This is a genomic window from Flavobacterium sp. ov086, from assembly GCF_900187965.1.
GTDB lineage: Bacteria > Bacteroidota > Bacteroidia > Flavobacteriales > Flavobacteriaceae > Flavobacterium.
In genome coordinates, this window is record NZ_FZNL01000026.1 from 22,357 (window position 1) to 36,208 (window position 13,852).

15 protein-coding genes are annotated in these 13,852 nt (G+C 34.3%); 9 read left to right on the forward strand and 6 right to left on the reverse strand.

Annotated elements, in window-relative coordinates:
• Nucleotides 1-134: 134 nt before the first annotated feature.
• From CHB81_RS22360 to CHB81_RS22385, 6 genes are all read right to left on the reverse strand, one after another.
• Nucleotides 135-533 (reverse strand): hypothetical protein, encoded by a 399-nt coding sequence (locus CHB81_RS22360; RefSeq protein WP_089354057.1) that lies wholly within the window; start codon nucleotides 531-533, stop codon nucleotides 135-137.
• Between the two features lie 166 nt (nucleotides 534-699).
• Complete coding sequence (locus CHB81_RS22365; protein ID WP_089354058.1) at nucleotides 700-1,482, reverse strand: enoyl-CoA hydratase/isomerase family protein; 783 nt, start codon at nucleotides 1,480-1,482, stop codon at nucleotides 700-702.
• A gap of 10 nt (nucleotides 1,483-1,492) precedes the next feature.
• Nucleotides 1,493-2,908 carry an ATP-binding protein gene (locus tag CHB81_RS22370; RefSeq protein WP_089354059.1) on the reverse strand — a complete coding sequence of 472 codons (1,416 nt, stop codon included), beginning with the start codon at nucleotides 2,906-2,908 and terminating at the stop codon, nucleotides 1,493-1,495.
• Between the two features lie 230 nt (nucleotides 2,909-3,138).
• Complete coding sequence (locus CHB81_RS22375) at nucleotides 3,139-3,687, reverse strand: CopD family protein (protein WP_089354060.1); 549 nt, start codon at nucleotides 3,685-3,687, stop codon at nucleotides 3,139-3,141.
• A gap of 41 nt (nucleotides 3,688-3,728) precedes the next feature.
• Complete coding sequence (gene hemH / locus CHB81_RS22380; protein WP_089354061.1) at nucleotides 3,729-4,742, reverse strand: ferrochelatase; 1,014 nt, start codon at nucleotides 4,740-4,742, stop codon at nucleotides 3,729-3,731.
• A 227-nt stretch (nucleotides 4,743-4,969) separates the two neighbouring features.
• Nucleotides 4,970-5,842, reverse strand: coding sequence for an AraC family transcriptional regulator (locus tag CHB81_RS22385; RefSeq protein ID WP_056247889.1), 873 nt, complete (start codon nucleotides 5,840-5,842; stop codon nucleotides 4,970-4,972).
• Nucleotides 5,843-6,069: 227 nt separating this feature from the next.
• On the opposite strand from CHB81_RS22385, the gene hemA reads away from it, so the two are divergent.
• The 9 genes from hemA (at nucleotide 6,070) to CHB81_RS22430 (ending at nucleotide 13,826) form a co-directional block, all read left to right on the forward strand.
• On the forward strand, nucleotides 6,070-7,320 hold the full coding sequence (hemA, locus tag CHB81_RS22390; RefSeq protein WP_089354098.1) for a glutamyl-tRNA reductase: 1,251 nt from the start codon (nucleotides 6,070-6,072) through the stop codon (nucleotides 7,318-7,320).
• Nucleotides 7,321-7,490: 170 nt separating this feature from the next.
• Nucleotides 7,491-8,414 (forward strand): hydroxymethylbilane synthase, encoded by a 924-nt coding sequence (gene hemC, locus CHB81_RS22395; protein WP_089354062.1) that lies wholly within the window; start codon nucleotides 7,491-7,493, stop codon nucleotides 8,412-8,414.
• Nucleotides 8,414-9,079: a uroporphyrinogen-III synthase gene (locus tag CHB81_RS22400; protein ID WP_089354063.1), complete on the forward strand. Its 666-nt coding sequence runs from the start codon at nucleotides 8,414-8,416 to the stop codon at nucleotides 9,077-9,079. The genes hemC and CHB81_RS22400 overlap by 1 nt, the downstream gene beginning before the upstream one ends.
• Before the next feature lie 50 nt (nucleotides 9,080-9,129).
• The gene (gene hemE / locus CHB81_RS22405; protein WP_089354064.1) at nucleotides 9,130-10,155 is read left to right on the forward strand and encodes a uroporphyrinogen decarboxylase; all 1,026 of its coding nucleotides are present in this window, start codon (nucleotides 9,130-9,132) and stop codon (nucleotides 10,153-10,155) included.
• Between the two features lie 126 nt (nucleotides 10,156-10,281).
• On the forward strand, nucleotides 10,282-10,851 hold the full coding sequence (locus CHB81_RS22410) for a transposase (protein WP_254921244.1): 570 nt from the start codon (nucleotides 10,282-10,284) through the stop codon (nucleotides 10,849-10,851).
• A 127-nt stretch (nucleotides 10,852-10,978) separates the two neighbouring features.
• Nucleotides 10,979-11,356 carry a hypothetical protein gene (locus CHB81_RS22415; protein WP_089354066.1) on the forward strand — a complete coding sequence of 126 codons (378 nt, stop codon included), beginning with the start codon at nucleotides 10,979-10,981 and terminating at the stop codon, nucleotides 11,354-11,356.
• A gap of 2 nt (nucleotides 11,357-11,358) precedes the next feature.
• Nucleotides 11,359-11,910, forward strand: coding sequence for a GNAT family N-acetyltransferase (locus CHB81_RS22420; protein ID WP_089354067.1), 552 nt, complete (start codon nucleotides 11,359-11,361; stop codon nucleotides 11,908-11,910).
• The gene (gene hemF / locus CHB81_RS22425) at nucleotides 11,900-12,802 is read left to right on the forward strand and encodes an oxygen-dependent coproporphyrinogen oxidase (protein ID WP_089354068.1); all 903 of its coding nucleotides are present in this window, start codon (nucleotides 11,900-11,902) and stop codon (nucleotides 12,800-12,802) included. Before CHB81_RS22420 ends, hemF begins: the two co-directional genes overlap by 11 nt.
• An 82-nt stretch (nucleotides 12,803-12,884) precedes the next feature.
• A complete protein-coding gene (locus CHB81_RS22430; RefSeq protein ID WP_089354069.1) occupies nucleotides 12,885-13,826 on the forward strand; it encodes a DUF4421 family protein in 942 nt (313 codons plus the stop codon).
• Nucleotides 13,827-13,852 lie beyond the last annotated feature (26 nt).

Consider the following 13,852-nt stretch of genomic DNA (forward strand, 5'->3'; position numbering starts at 1 on the left):
AATATCTATAGGTCGATGCCTCTTTTGAAACCGAAAGCCCTAGCCCCGATAGTGAAAATCCTTTTGTGCCGGGGTTCGGCACAAAAGATTGTAACGATAGCGGGATTAGCTCCCAAAAAACCTAAAAGCTATTATTATACAATCCCCTTCTCTATCATTTCCAGCATAACTGGTGAAGCATTCTTAAAAGTCGGTTCTTGTTCAATGATACTTCCTGCGTTCTTTTTGTTTACTTTAAATGTCACATCATTGTCTGTTGTGAATAAAAGTGCTGTCAAAAACGGATTTTTAATATAAGTTCCTAAAACCATCAAAGCTTCATCCAAAGTATGAATACTTTCTATTTCTTCGGTTTTATATCGTGTTGTTAGCGAAATCGAATAGGTATTATCTTCGTTTAAAACTAAACGGAAATAAATGTTCTTGATCTCGGTATCCCCCATGGTTTTCGCCAGGGTTAATTTGGCAAAAGTGCCTGCATGAATACTTTCTTTAACGCGTTCGCAAAAAAGAGCAAATATTGGTTCGTACATTTTTTTTAGATGCTAAGGTTCTGAGATGCTAAGGTTCTAAGTTTTTAAAACCTTTGTCTATTATTTAACCGCAAAGTTCGCTAAGATTTACACAAAGGACACAAGAAAATTAAAAAAAAATTGTGAACCTAGCGTAATTCCTTACGAACTTTGCGGTTAAGAAAAATTATTTTCCTGTAAACTCTGCTTTTCTTTTTTCTAAAAATGCAGTTGTTCCTTCTTTAAAATCCTGAGTTCCGAAACATTTTCCGAATGATTTTATCTCGGTATCAAAACCGTTTTTACCGTCAGTATAATTGGCATTAATTGCTTTTATCGCTTTGCTTATTGCAAAAGGAGCATTTTTGATGATTTTTTGAGCAATTCCGTTTGCAAATTCAAGAAGTTCAGCCTGAGGCACAACATGATTTACCAAACCGAATTGTTTTGCTTCATCGGCAGAAATCATCGCTGCAGTCATAATCATTTCCATTGCGCGGCCTTTACCTACTAATTGTGGTAAACGCTGAGTTCCTCCGTAACCCGGAATCAATCCTAAAGTTACTTCCGGCAATCCCATTTTTGCATTATCTGACGCTACTCTAAAATGACACGCCATTGCCAACTCTAACCCTCCGCCAAGTGCGAAACCATTTACGGCAGCAATTACGGGTTTCTTTAAATTTTCGATAAAATCAAATAAGCTTTCTTGTCCTTCAGCGGCTAATTGTGCGCCTTCGACAATAGTATAATTTGCAAATTCCGAAATATCAGCTCCGGCAACAAATGCTTTTTCGCCGCTTCCGGTAATTATAATAACACGAACATCATCATTTTTGCCTAATAATTTAACTGCTTTACTCAAGTCGCTGATCGTAGCTTTGTTTAAAGCATTTAATTTTGTAGGACGATTAATGGTTACGGTTGCAATTTTTTCTTCAATTGAAATTAAAAGATTTTCGTAGTTCATGACGCTGGTTTTATGAGTTTGTGATAGGTAAAGAAACTCTAAAAGTGGTTCCTTTTCCGTAAGTTGATTCAAAGGTAATTGTTCCTTTGTAATTTTCTATGATGTTTTTTATAATTCCGAGTCCAAGTCCCATTCCACTTGTTTTAGTGGTGAATTTTGGCTCGAATATTCTACTAATATCGAGTTTCTGAATTCCAATTCCGTTGTCTTTTACCGCAATTTCGACATTGTTATTCCTACGTTTTACTGTAACCACGATAGATTTGTGAAATTGACTTTCCGGAATCGCCTGAGTTGCATTTTTAACCAAATTGGTAATCACACGAATCAGTTGCGTACGATCCATTTTTGAGATGATTTCTTCTTCTTCACTTTCGAAAACAATATAATCTTCGTTGAAAATATCCAAAGCAAGCTCCACAACCTCAACCACATTTAAGGTTTCGTTTTGCTGTGCCGGCATCGATGCAAAATTCGAAAATGCCGAAGCTACTGCCGTCATTGTATCAATTTGCTGAATTAGAGTTTCAGAGTAATCGTTTAATTTCTGCTTTACGTCCGGAGCTGTCGGGTCAAACTTTCGCTGAAAACTCTGAACCGTTAACCTCATCGGCGTAAGCGGATTTTTAATTTCGTGTGCTACCTGTTTCGCCATTTCACGCCAGGCTTCTTCACGTTCACTTTGGGCTAGTTTTATGGCACTGGTTTCCAATTTATCCACCATTCCGTTGTAAGCTTTTATCAGGAAGTTCACTTCCTTACTATTAGCTTCTAATACGATTTTCTCGTTTTTCTGATCTAAATTGGTTTCTTCTAATCTGTCTGAAATGGTTTTCAGTGATTTTGTGATATAAGTCGAAAGGAAATAGGCTAATGCAAAAGCCACAACCAACATAAACGAATACACCTGACTAAGACGAATCAGGAAAGTATTCAACTCGTTGTCATAATAACCGTCGTCTTCTAAATATGGAAGATTCAAAATCCCAAGTGGCTTGAATTTTTCGTCTTTGATCAAACTATATGAAGATCTGTTTTTGACACCATCAATGGTTTTAATATCTACAAAACGCTTCTCGATTGAAGAACGCACCAGTTTCAAGATATAATCCGGAACCGGTGGCGCTACTTTATCAACCGCAAAAGATTCTTTGGATGATTTTAATAGTTTTCCGTCAAGGCTGTAAATATTGATTTCGATTTTGTGAATCTGCGCTAATTCATGGATTTTATCTTTAAAAATCAAATCTAAATTGGCAGTTTTTAAAGGATACGTTGTAGTAGAAAGCACGTAATTGATGTGTTCTTTTACCGCATTTTCTTTTCGTTCGAGACGTTCCTGATGGTATTCTTTGGCTTCATTCTTAAACTGAATAATCGAAATAGAAGCCAATAAAAAAGATGCCACAACAATCAATACAATCATCGAAAGGAATATCCTAACACGAAGAGAAAGCATCGACATTTTGAAGTTGTTAAACATAGTTTTTGTTTTGTTTGTTTTGCCACGAATTGCACGAATCAACCCAAATTAATCATCATTTATAATGCCACAGATTAAGAGGATTATCAAGATTTTATCCTTCCTGAAAGAAATCATTAAAATCCTCTTAATCTGTGGCAAAAAAAATTTGTGTCAATTCGTGGCAACTTTTCTTATTTTCTTTCGCGTATTCTTTTGTAAAATTTAAAACCCAGCATAAGTAAAGCCGAGAATAAAATGATTCCAACTACACCAAAGATCCAATTAAAAGCACTTTTTAAAACTACTAAAAAAACAATGGCAAACAATATAATAGTTGCGCCTTCGTTCCATAAACGCATGTAATTGCTTGAATATTTTACCTCATCATTTTGTAATTGCTTAAAAATTTGATGACATCTTAAATGATACAAATACAATAGAAAAACGAAACCCAATTTAATATGCATCCAGGGCATTTTCAGCCAGGCGTTTCCTAAATCGGTAAAAAACAACATCCAAAAAGCAAAAATACTTGCTAAAATTGCCGAAGGCCATGTAATAATGTACCACAAACGGTAGCTCATTATTTTGAATTGCGCCTGTAAAATTTCCTTTTCAGGAGATGGTTTATCGTTTGCTTCAATTTGATAAACAAACAAACGCACTATATTGAATAATCCCACAAACCAAGTTAGTACGAAAATGATATGTAACGATTTTAAGTAGTTATAATATTCCATTGATAAAGTCTTTGTTCTTTATTCTTTACTCTATTTTTTATCTATTTAGCCCAATCATTAATCCAATTCCCAACAGTTTCACACCATTCATCATCGTCATTCAAACACGGAATCGCTAAGAAATTCTCACCGCCTTTTGCTTCGAAATCTTCTTTGGCGCGCATTGCGATTTCTTCCAGAGTTTCTAAACAATCCGAAACGAAAGCTGGCGTTACAACTGCAAGATTCTTGATTCCTTTTGCTGGCATTTTGTCGATTTCAACATCTGTATAAGGTTCCAACCATTTATCGCCTGCTAAACGTGACTGAAAAGTCAGACTGTATTTATCGGCAGGAAGTCCTAATAATTTTACGACTTGTCTGGTTGTTTCATAACATTGGTGACGGTAACAGAAATCATGTGCCGGCGAAGGTGTATTACAACAAGAACCATCAATTTTACAATGTGATTTCGTTACATCGGTTTTGCGAATGTGACGTTCCGGGATTCCGTGATACGAGAACAATAAATGATCATAATTAAATCCAACTAAATGTTTCTGAATTGAATCGGCCAAATTCTTGATGTAATCCGGTTTGTTGTAAAACGCAGGAACATCAGTAAAAGTCATTTGTGGAAATTTCTTTTTACGGATTTCTTCTGCTTTCACTAAAATAGTCAAAGTCGAAGCCATTGCGTATTGCGGATACAAAGGGAAAAGCAATACTTCGGTAACGCCTTTATCATGCAATTCCTGAAGTCCTTTTTCGATTGTCATACTTCCGTAACGCATAGAAAGTGCTACCGGAACATTTACCAGAGGTTGTACTTTTTTCTGCATTCTTTCTGAAAGTACTACCAAAGGAGAACCTTCTTCCCACCAGATTTTTTTATAAGCGTGCGCTGATTCTTCCGGTCTTTTTCTTAAAATAATACCACGAACTAAAAAGGCTCTTAACAAATACGGAACATCAATTACGTATTTATCCATTAAAAATTCGTCTAAATACGGTTTTACATCTTTTGGTTCAGGACTTTCTGGAGATCCTAAGTTTACTAATAATACGCCTTTCATTTATTCTTTGCTTTAGGCTTTAAGCTCTAGGCTTTAAGCATTTAATTTGTTTTTAAAAATTTCGTCAAAAGTATTACTTGTAACTTTTTAGAAATATGATAAATGTTACTTTTTATTTATTGTTGAATATCGAAAATTGATTTCTAGATATTGGCACACTGATTTAACGGGTTTAACAGATTTTCGCAGATAATTAATTGGTGCAAATTCGTGAAATTCGTGGCAAACTATACATTCGTATTAATCGACATCAAATATTTTTTAGGAGTTGTGGCAAACTTCTTTTTGAATGCCGCGATAAAATGACTTCCGGTGCTGTAACCAATTTTCAGCCCTACTTCGTTTACATTATAAGATCCGCTGTCAAGAAGTTTTCGGGCGAAATCCATTTTATAATCAAATAGAAAACCGTAAACTGTGTCGCCGTAGATTTGTTTGAAACCCATTTTGAGTTTCTTCAAATTCAAACCAATTTCATCTGCCAGCTCTTGCAATCCGGGCGGTTCAGCCATATTGGCGATGATAATTTCTTTGGCTTTTCTGATCTTCAAAACGTTATCTTCATCAATCAAAAACGGACATTGTTCTGCATTTGGATCTTCGGTTCTGTTAAAATACAAACTCAACAATTCGTATCCTTTTCCTTTATAATAAAGGTTTTTTATGGACGGATGTAAGTTATAATGAAACAGTTGACTCAAAACAATTGCCATCGACGGACTAATATTTCCTTCGTTATAATACTTTTTATCCTTATTGTCCGGACTTAAGAAAGTGATATAATCTGCTTCCGCAGAAAACAACGCGTGAAATTTCTTGATCGAAACAATTACTGAAATCACCCACGAGTTTGGAGCCAACTCTAAATTGAGTGGTAATTCTTTCTGCGGATTATACAAAAGCAACGATTTTTCTTCTTTCAAATCTAAAGCGTAACTGCCTTGATTGAACAAGAATTTTGCATTCCCTTTTATCCCGAAGTGAAACTGTATCAGACCACTACCAACTTCATGCTGTCCAAAAAAAGGTTCAGAACTATCGTTCTGAAAACGGATTAGCGTAAAGTCATCTTCAATTTTTATAATTTCCTGAGAACTCATAGCGATATTTTTTTTAGATAAAAATCAAAGCAAAAGCGAAATGTTATTTAGAATGACTCTAAACAAATAGATTCTAACAACTTGATTTTGCTACAAAAATAATCCTTTTTGCATAAAAACAGTCGTTTAGAAACAAAAAAACATGTAGCGACACAAATAGTACTTTGAGCGTTACTTTTGTAAACAGTATAATGATAATTTTGTTGCACTTTTATGAAAGTGAATTTATGGAAAACAATATCGTACCGAAACACCTATATTTTTATTCAGTTGGTCTGAGTTATAAAAAAGCTGATGCTGAGGTCAGAGGTCAATTTAGTTTGGATGCAGTTGCCAAAACGCGTTTACTGGAACAAGCTAAAACAGAAGGAATAGAAAGTCTAATTGTTACTTCGACTTGTAACAGAACCGAGATCTACGGTTTTGCCGAACACCCTTTTCAATTAATAAAGCTAATTTGCGATAATAGCAACGGATCTGTGGATGCTTTTCAGAAAGTAGGATTCGTTTATAAAAATCAGGAAGCCATTAATCATATGTTTCGCGTAGGAACTGGTTTAGACAGTCAGATCTTAGGCGATTTTGAAATTATATCTCAAATTAAAACCAGTTTTGCTCATTCTAAATCTATGAATTTAGCGAATGCTTTCTTAGAAAGATTAGTAAACGCGGTGATTCAGGCAAGTAAAAAAATAAAAAACGAAACAGAAATCAGCTCTGGAGCGACTTCGGTTTCTTTTGCATCGGTACAATACATTATTAAAAATGTAGAAGATATCGGTAATAAAAACATTCTACTTTTCGGAACAGGAAAAATCGGAAGAAATACTTGCGAGAATCTTGTAAAACATACCAAAAACGAACATATTACTTTAATCAACCGAACTAAGGATAAAGCTGAGAAATTGGCCGGAAAACTAAATTTGATTGTTAAAGATTATTCGGAACTTCATTTAGAACTTCAAAAAGCTGATGTTGTTGTAGTTGCTACAGGCGCACAAAACCCAACAGTTGACAAAGCAATCTTGAATCTTAAGAAACCTTTATTGATTTTAGATTTGTCTATTCCGAAAAACGTAAACGAAAACGTTGAGGAATTAGAAGGTGTAACGTTGATTCACATGGATTATTTGTCTCAATTGACAGATGAAACTCTTGAAAACAGAAAATTACACATTCCGGCAGCCGAAGCAATTATCGAAGAAGTTAAGGAAGAATTTGTTACCTGGACTAAAGGAAGAAAATTTGCTCCAACTATAAATGCTTTGAAAGAAAAACTGAATGAGATTAAAGTTTCTGAATTAGATTTTCAAAGCCGAAAAATTGCTGATTTTAATGAAGCTCAGGCTGAAATCATCAGCAACAGAATCATCCAGAAAATCACTACTCATTTTGCCAATCACTTAAAAGACGATGATACCATGGTTGATGAAAGCATCGAATGGATCGAAAAAGTCTTCAAAATAAAAGCATCTTAATTTTTTAACCATTAAGATATTAAGAAAGTTAAGCTTTCTGGGTAAAAAATCATGAAAGGGAATCATTAATATTTAAGATAAATTAAGCTTTGTGTTTACAAACTCAACCTTAATGATACTTAATATCTTAATGGTTCAAAAGAAAAAAACCTTGGTTTTAAAAAATAAAAATGGCTGAAAAAACAATCAGAATTGGAACTCGCGATAGCGAATTAGCACTTTGGCAAGCGCATACTGTAGAGAAAAAACTAAACGATTTAGGGTATAAAACCTCAATTGTTGCAGTAAAATCACAAGGTGATATTATTCTTGACAAACCTCTATACGAACTTGGAATCACTGGAATTTTTACGAAAACATTAGACATTGCCATGATTAATGGCGATTGTGATATCGCAGTACATTCCATGAAAGATGTTCCGACAGCTTTACCAAAAGGAATTGTTCAGGCAGCAGTTTTAGAAAGAGCCAATGTTCTTGATATTTTGGTTCATAAAGGAAATCCTGATTTTACGAATCCAAGTACTATTGCAACTGGAAGCTTACGTCGTCAGGCGCAATGGTTTAATAAATATCCAAATCATACGGTCGTTGATTTACGTGGAAACGTAAACACTCGTATGCAAAAATTACAAGACAATAACTGGGACGGAGCTGTTTTTGCTGCTGCAGGATTGGAGCGTATTAACCTAAAACCAGGAAACTTTATAGATTTAGATTGGATGATTCCCGCGCCGGCACAAGGAGCAATGCTAGTTGTGGCAATGGAAAATGACAATTATACACTGGATGCACTTTCGCAATTAAACCACATTGAAACTGAAATTTGTACGTATATCGAACGTCAATTTTTAAGAACGCTGGAAGGCGGTTGTACCGCGCCAATCGGGGCTTTGGTAAAATATAATGAAGATGAAGACACTTTACATTTTCAAGGTGTTTTACTTTCTGTTGATGGAAAGCAAAAGCTGGAAATTGAAAAAACAGTTGACATTTCAGAATGGAAAAAACTAGGATTCTTTGCCGCTCAGGAAATTATAAACAATGGCGGAGCCGAATTAATGGCATCTATTAAAGAATCTTTAAAAAAATAATGAGTAAATCAATTCAAATATTATCTACAAAAAAGCTGTCGGGCGAACAAAAACAAGCATTGGTAAAAGCCAATATTGAAGTTCTCGAAGCTGATTTTATTCAAACACAAAACAAACCTTTCGAATTAAAAGACCTCAACGAAAACCTGATTTTTACGAGTCAAAATGCCGTTCACAGTATTTTAGGACATCCAAAAGCTGAGGAATTAAAAAGCAAAAATGTCTTTTGCGTTGGTCTAAAAACCAAAATTCTTTTGTCTGAAAGTGGCTTTAATGTTGTAGCTTATACGGGTTATGCTTCTGATTTATCCGAAATTATCACTTTGATTTACCGTAATGAAAGCTATACTTTTTTTAGCGGAAATCTCCGTAGAGAAACTTTACCGAAAGCTTTAAAGGAAGCGGATATAAAATTCAATGAAATTCAGGTTTATGATACGTCATTAACACCTCAGAAAATAAAAACAACCGTTGATGCTATTCTTTTTTTCAGTCCCTCTGGCGTTGAAAGTTATTTAAAAGAGAATACTATCAAGAAAGAAACCTGCTTTTGTATTGGAGAAACCACTGCAGAAGCTTTAGAAAAAATCACCAAAAACATCATTATTGCAGATCAGCCAACAGTTGAAGATGTAATTGAAGATGTTTTACAAGAATATAAATAAACCTTTGCAACTCTGTCACTTTGTGCCTTTGCACCTAAAATAAAAAAACAATGTTAAAAAACGACCTATTTTTAAAAGCACTAAAAGGAGAAACTGTTCAACGTCCGCCAGTATGGATGATGCGTCAGGCCGGAAGATATTTACCCGAATTTAGAGCTTTACGTGACAAATATGATTTTTTCACAAGATGTGAAACTCCGGAATTGGCTGCCGAAATTACGGTTCAACCAATCCGCAGAATTGCTCCGGATGCTGCGATTTTATTTTCAGATATTCTGGTAGTTCCTCGCGCTATGGGTATTCACGTAGAATTGAAAGACAATTTGGGACCAATTATTCCGGACCCAATCCGTACAATGGAACAGGTAAATCAAGTTTTTGTTCCAGATGTGAATGAAACTTTAGGTTATGTTTTTGACGCTATTAAATTGACTAAAGAAATGCTGAACGACGAAGTGCCACTAATTGGTTTCGCTGGTTCGCCTTGGACAATTTTCTGCTATGCGGTTGAAGGAAAAGGTTCTAAAAGCTTTGATACTGCAAAAGGATTCTGTTTCTCAAACCCTGTTGCAGCACATACATTATTACAAAAAATCACAGATACTACCATTTTATACTTAAAAGAAAAAGTAAAAGCTGGAGTTGATGCCGTTCAGATTTTTGATTCTTGGGGAGGAATGCTTTCTCCTGTAGATTATCAGGAATTTTCATGGAAATACATCAACCAAATTATTGATGCTTTGGCTGAAGTTACACCGGTTATTGTTTTCGGAAAAGGATGTTGGTTTGCTCTTGGCGAAATGGGTAAAAGTAAAGCCTCTGCACTTGGAGTAGACTGGACTTGTTCGGCTAGAAATGCACGTTATTTGTCTGGTGGAAACATCACTTTACAAGGGAATTTTGATCCGTCAAGATTATTTTCTCCAATTCCGACTATCAAAAAGATGGTTCACGAAATGATCGACGAATTCGGAAAAGATAAATATATTGTAAATTTAGGTCACGGAATTTTACCAAATATTCCTGTAGATCACGCTAAAGCGTTTATTGACGCGGTTAAGGAATACGGTCAATAGTATACAGATTTCAGTTTTCATTAGCGTTTTGCTTTCCTGCAAGGTTTTCAAAACCTTGTAGGTATGATGAAGTCTTTCCTTTGATTATGAATGAAGACCTACAAAGTTTTGAAAACCTTGCAGGAAATGAAAAAGAGATGCAATATGAAGTTAGAGGCTCTAGAGAAAGATTGTTATTATCATATTTATAATCGTGGTAATAATGGGATAAATATTTTTGAAAGTGATGACAATAAGATTTATTTCTTAAAACAGTTTTCAAAGTATTTATCTGGTAAAATTTCAGTTTTTGCTTATTGTCTAATGAATAATCATTTTCATTTAGTAATTCGACTTAATTCTGAAGAAAAAGAAGTTACTCAAGCATTTTCGAACTTGTTTAATTCGTATGCAAAAGCATTTAATAAGCAAACAAACAGAACTGGAAGTTTATTTGAGAAACATTTTAAAAGAATAAAATTAAAAAACGAAAATTATCTAAAACATCTGATCGTATATATTCATCTAAATCCTAAACATCATCTTAATATAGATTTTAAAGGTTTTAGATTTTCATCCTATCAAGCTTATATGTCTAATAGAGAAACTAAAATTGAAAGAGAAGAAACGTTGAATTTGTTTGGAGATTTTGAAAATTTCATTTTTTGTCATAAACAAAAGAATGAACTTTTAAACGAAACTTATACTTTTGAGTGATTCGGTTTTGTTCGTCCTGCAAGGTTTCCAAAACCTTGTAGGTCTGAAATATAAAAAGGATCTAGCTTTCCTAATATAGAATACCTACAAGGTTTTGGAAACCTTGCAGGAAATCGGTAAAAAACATATGTTAAACAAAGGCCTAAGAGACGAAGAAAGCATTAGAATTGAGAATACTCTCAGGACTTTGCATGCACTTATTTTTGTGCCTAAATTTTGGAATGCTGAAGACACAAGTCTTATAGATGAACAACTTAAAAGTTTTGGTTTAAGTCTGCAACGAACAATTGAAATACCCGAAGAAGAATTAATTATTCTACTTCAAAGATGTCATTTAGATTGGAACCAACAGGAGCAATTTGCAGATATTCTAGTTGGCTTATCACAAGAAAAACAATTTGATTTTTTAGGAAAAGCACTTGCTATTTACCAATACATACAGCAGGAAAGCAAAGTTTTCTCCTTTGGAATAAATACTAAAATTGCTTCGGCTAAAAACAAATAAAGATGAGTTTTACAGATTGGAAAACAGAAACAATTAACAGTATTCTTCCGGAAGAGTTTTACTACCTCATCGAAAAGAACAAAAGTCACATTGAAAAAACTTTCCCGGTCACGCTTTCACATTGCCCGGATCTTGAAAAAACAAGCCAATTTATCGCTTTTAACCAAGACAAAGAAAATCACAAAGAAGGATACTTTTTTTATCCGAGAGATATAAAAACCAACACTTTAATTGGTTATTTATGTATCAAAAGCATTGACAATCAAAAAGCAAAATGCGAATTAGGCTATTTTGTTGATGAAGATTTTCAAGGAAAAGGAATTACCTCAAGGTTAGTTTCAGAAACCTTAGATTTTTGTTTCAACACTTTGAACATGAACAAGGTTTTTATCTGTACTTCAAAAATCAATAAAGCAAGTCAACAAATTGCTTTAAAACATTACTTTAAACAAGAAGGAATATTGAGAGAAGAGTTCAAAAGCAGCGACGGAACATTAGAAGATGTTGTTTATTTTGGATTACTCAAATCAGAATACAATACAAATGAAAGATAAATTTTACGCTTACATACAAAAGTTACAAGACCAGATTTGCGCTGGATTAGAAGCTGTTGATGGAACGGCAAAATTCCGTGAGGATTTATGGAAACGTCCTGAAGGCGGCGGCGGAAGAACTCGTGTTATTGAAAACGGAAATGTTTTTGAAAAAGGCGGTGTAAACATTTCTGCCGTTCACGGAAAATTACCAGAAGCGATGCAAAAGATGTTTGGCGTTGGCGAAGCAGATTTCTTTGCTTGTGGATTAAGTCTGGTTTTACATCCCAAAAACCCTATGGTTCCTACTGTCCACGCCAATTGGCGATATTTTGAGATGTATGATGAATCTGGAAAAGTGATCGAACAATGGTTTGGTGGCGGACAGGATTTAACCCCTTATTATTTGTTTGAAGAAGATGCAAAACACTTTCATCAAACGTGTAAAACGGCTTGTGACAAACACAATCCGGAGTTTTATCCAAAATATAAAAAACAATGTGATGCTTATTTCTGGAATGCACACAGAAACGAAGCCCGCGGAATTGGCGGTTTATTCTTTGATTATTGCAAAGCAAATGAACAAATGTCAATGGAAGACTGGTACAATTTCGTAACTGAAGTTGGTAATAGCTTCCTTGAAGCATACGTTCCGATTGTGGAAAGAAGAAAAGATCTGGAATATACTCCAGAAAACAGAAATTGGCAGGAAATCCGCCGTGGTCGTTATGTTGAGTTTAATTTGGTTCATGACAAAGGCACTTTATTCGGTTTGAGAACCAACGGAAGAATTGAAAGTATTTTGATGAGTTTACCGCCACACGTGCAATGGGTTTACGATCATCATGCAGAAGCAGGAAGCATTGAAGAAAAATTGATAAATGTATTAGAGAATCCTGTTGACTGGATTTAATCTATTCAACTCAATATTAATTTTACCCATAGAGACATACAATTAAATTGTAAATTTAGAGGTGTTTCTAAAAATTAAAAAAATGAATCTAAAACTGATTTATATAGTGTTTTTGGGAAGTGTTTTTGGGTGTTTTGCCCAAAATGATACGCTTCATAACCCCTATTTTAAATCTTATGATGATAAAATCACTACTAGTGTTTACTATTTAGACACTTCAAATAGTTTTCAGATTGGTTTTGATTCTGAAGGAAAGAAAAAATACCTTGCATTAACTCCAAATCGAAGAGAGCAGCTTGGTGTAAGTTTGAGCTATCAGTTTGCTGATATAAGTTTTGGTTTTTCACCGAAATTCTTTAGTCAAAACAAAGACAATTCAGACTCTAAGCTTTTTAGTTTTAATACTCGTTTTTATTATAAAAAGTGGATGCAATCTTTCACTTTTATCAATCAAAAAGGGTTTTATGTTAGTGAAGAAAACATTCAGGCCGCTTTTCCACGAATGCGTACCACAAAAATTGGCGGATCTACCTCGTATATTTTTAACGACAAATTCTCGTATAAAACATTAGTAAATCAGAACGAATGGCAAACCAAAAGTTCAGGAAGTTTTATTCCGAGTTTTTCATTTTACTACACAAATCTTAATTTAAACGATGTTCCTAATTCATCAAATGGTGACTTTTATGTTTTTTCAGTAGCTCCCTCCTATTTTTACAATTTTGTGATTAGTGATCGATTCTTAATAGGTTCCGGAATTGCTCTTGGAGCAGGAATTAATGACATTGATAAAGTAACCTCAGCTTTGCTTCAATTAGACTTTAATTTTAAGCTTGCCTACAATACAGATCATCTTTTTGCTTTTGCGAGTTTAAACACCGTTAGTTTCGTTCAGAACGGTGATGCCGAAGCCCGATTGAATGATAATATATCAACTTTGAAATTCAGTATAGGATATCGTTTTGATCCTCCAAATAAAGTAAAAGAAATTTATGAGAAGGTAAATCAAAAAACAGGCTTGTAAATAGTTATAGTAATCCAAAATCTTCA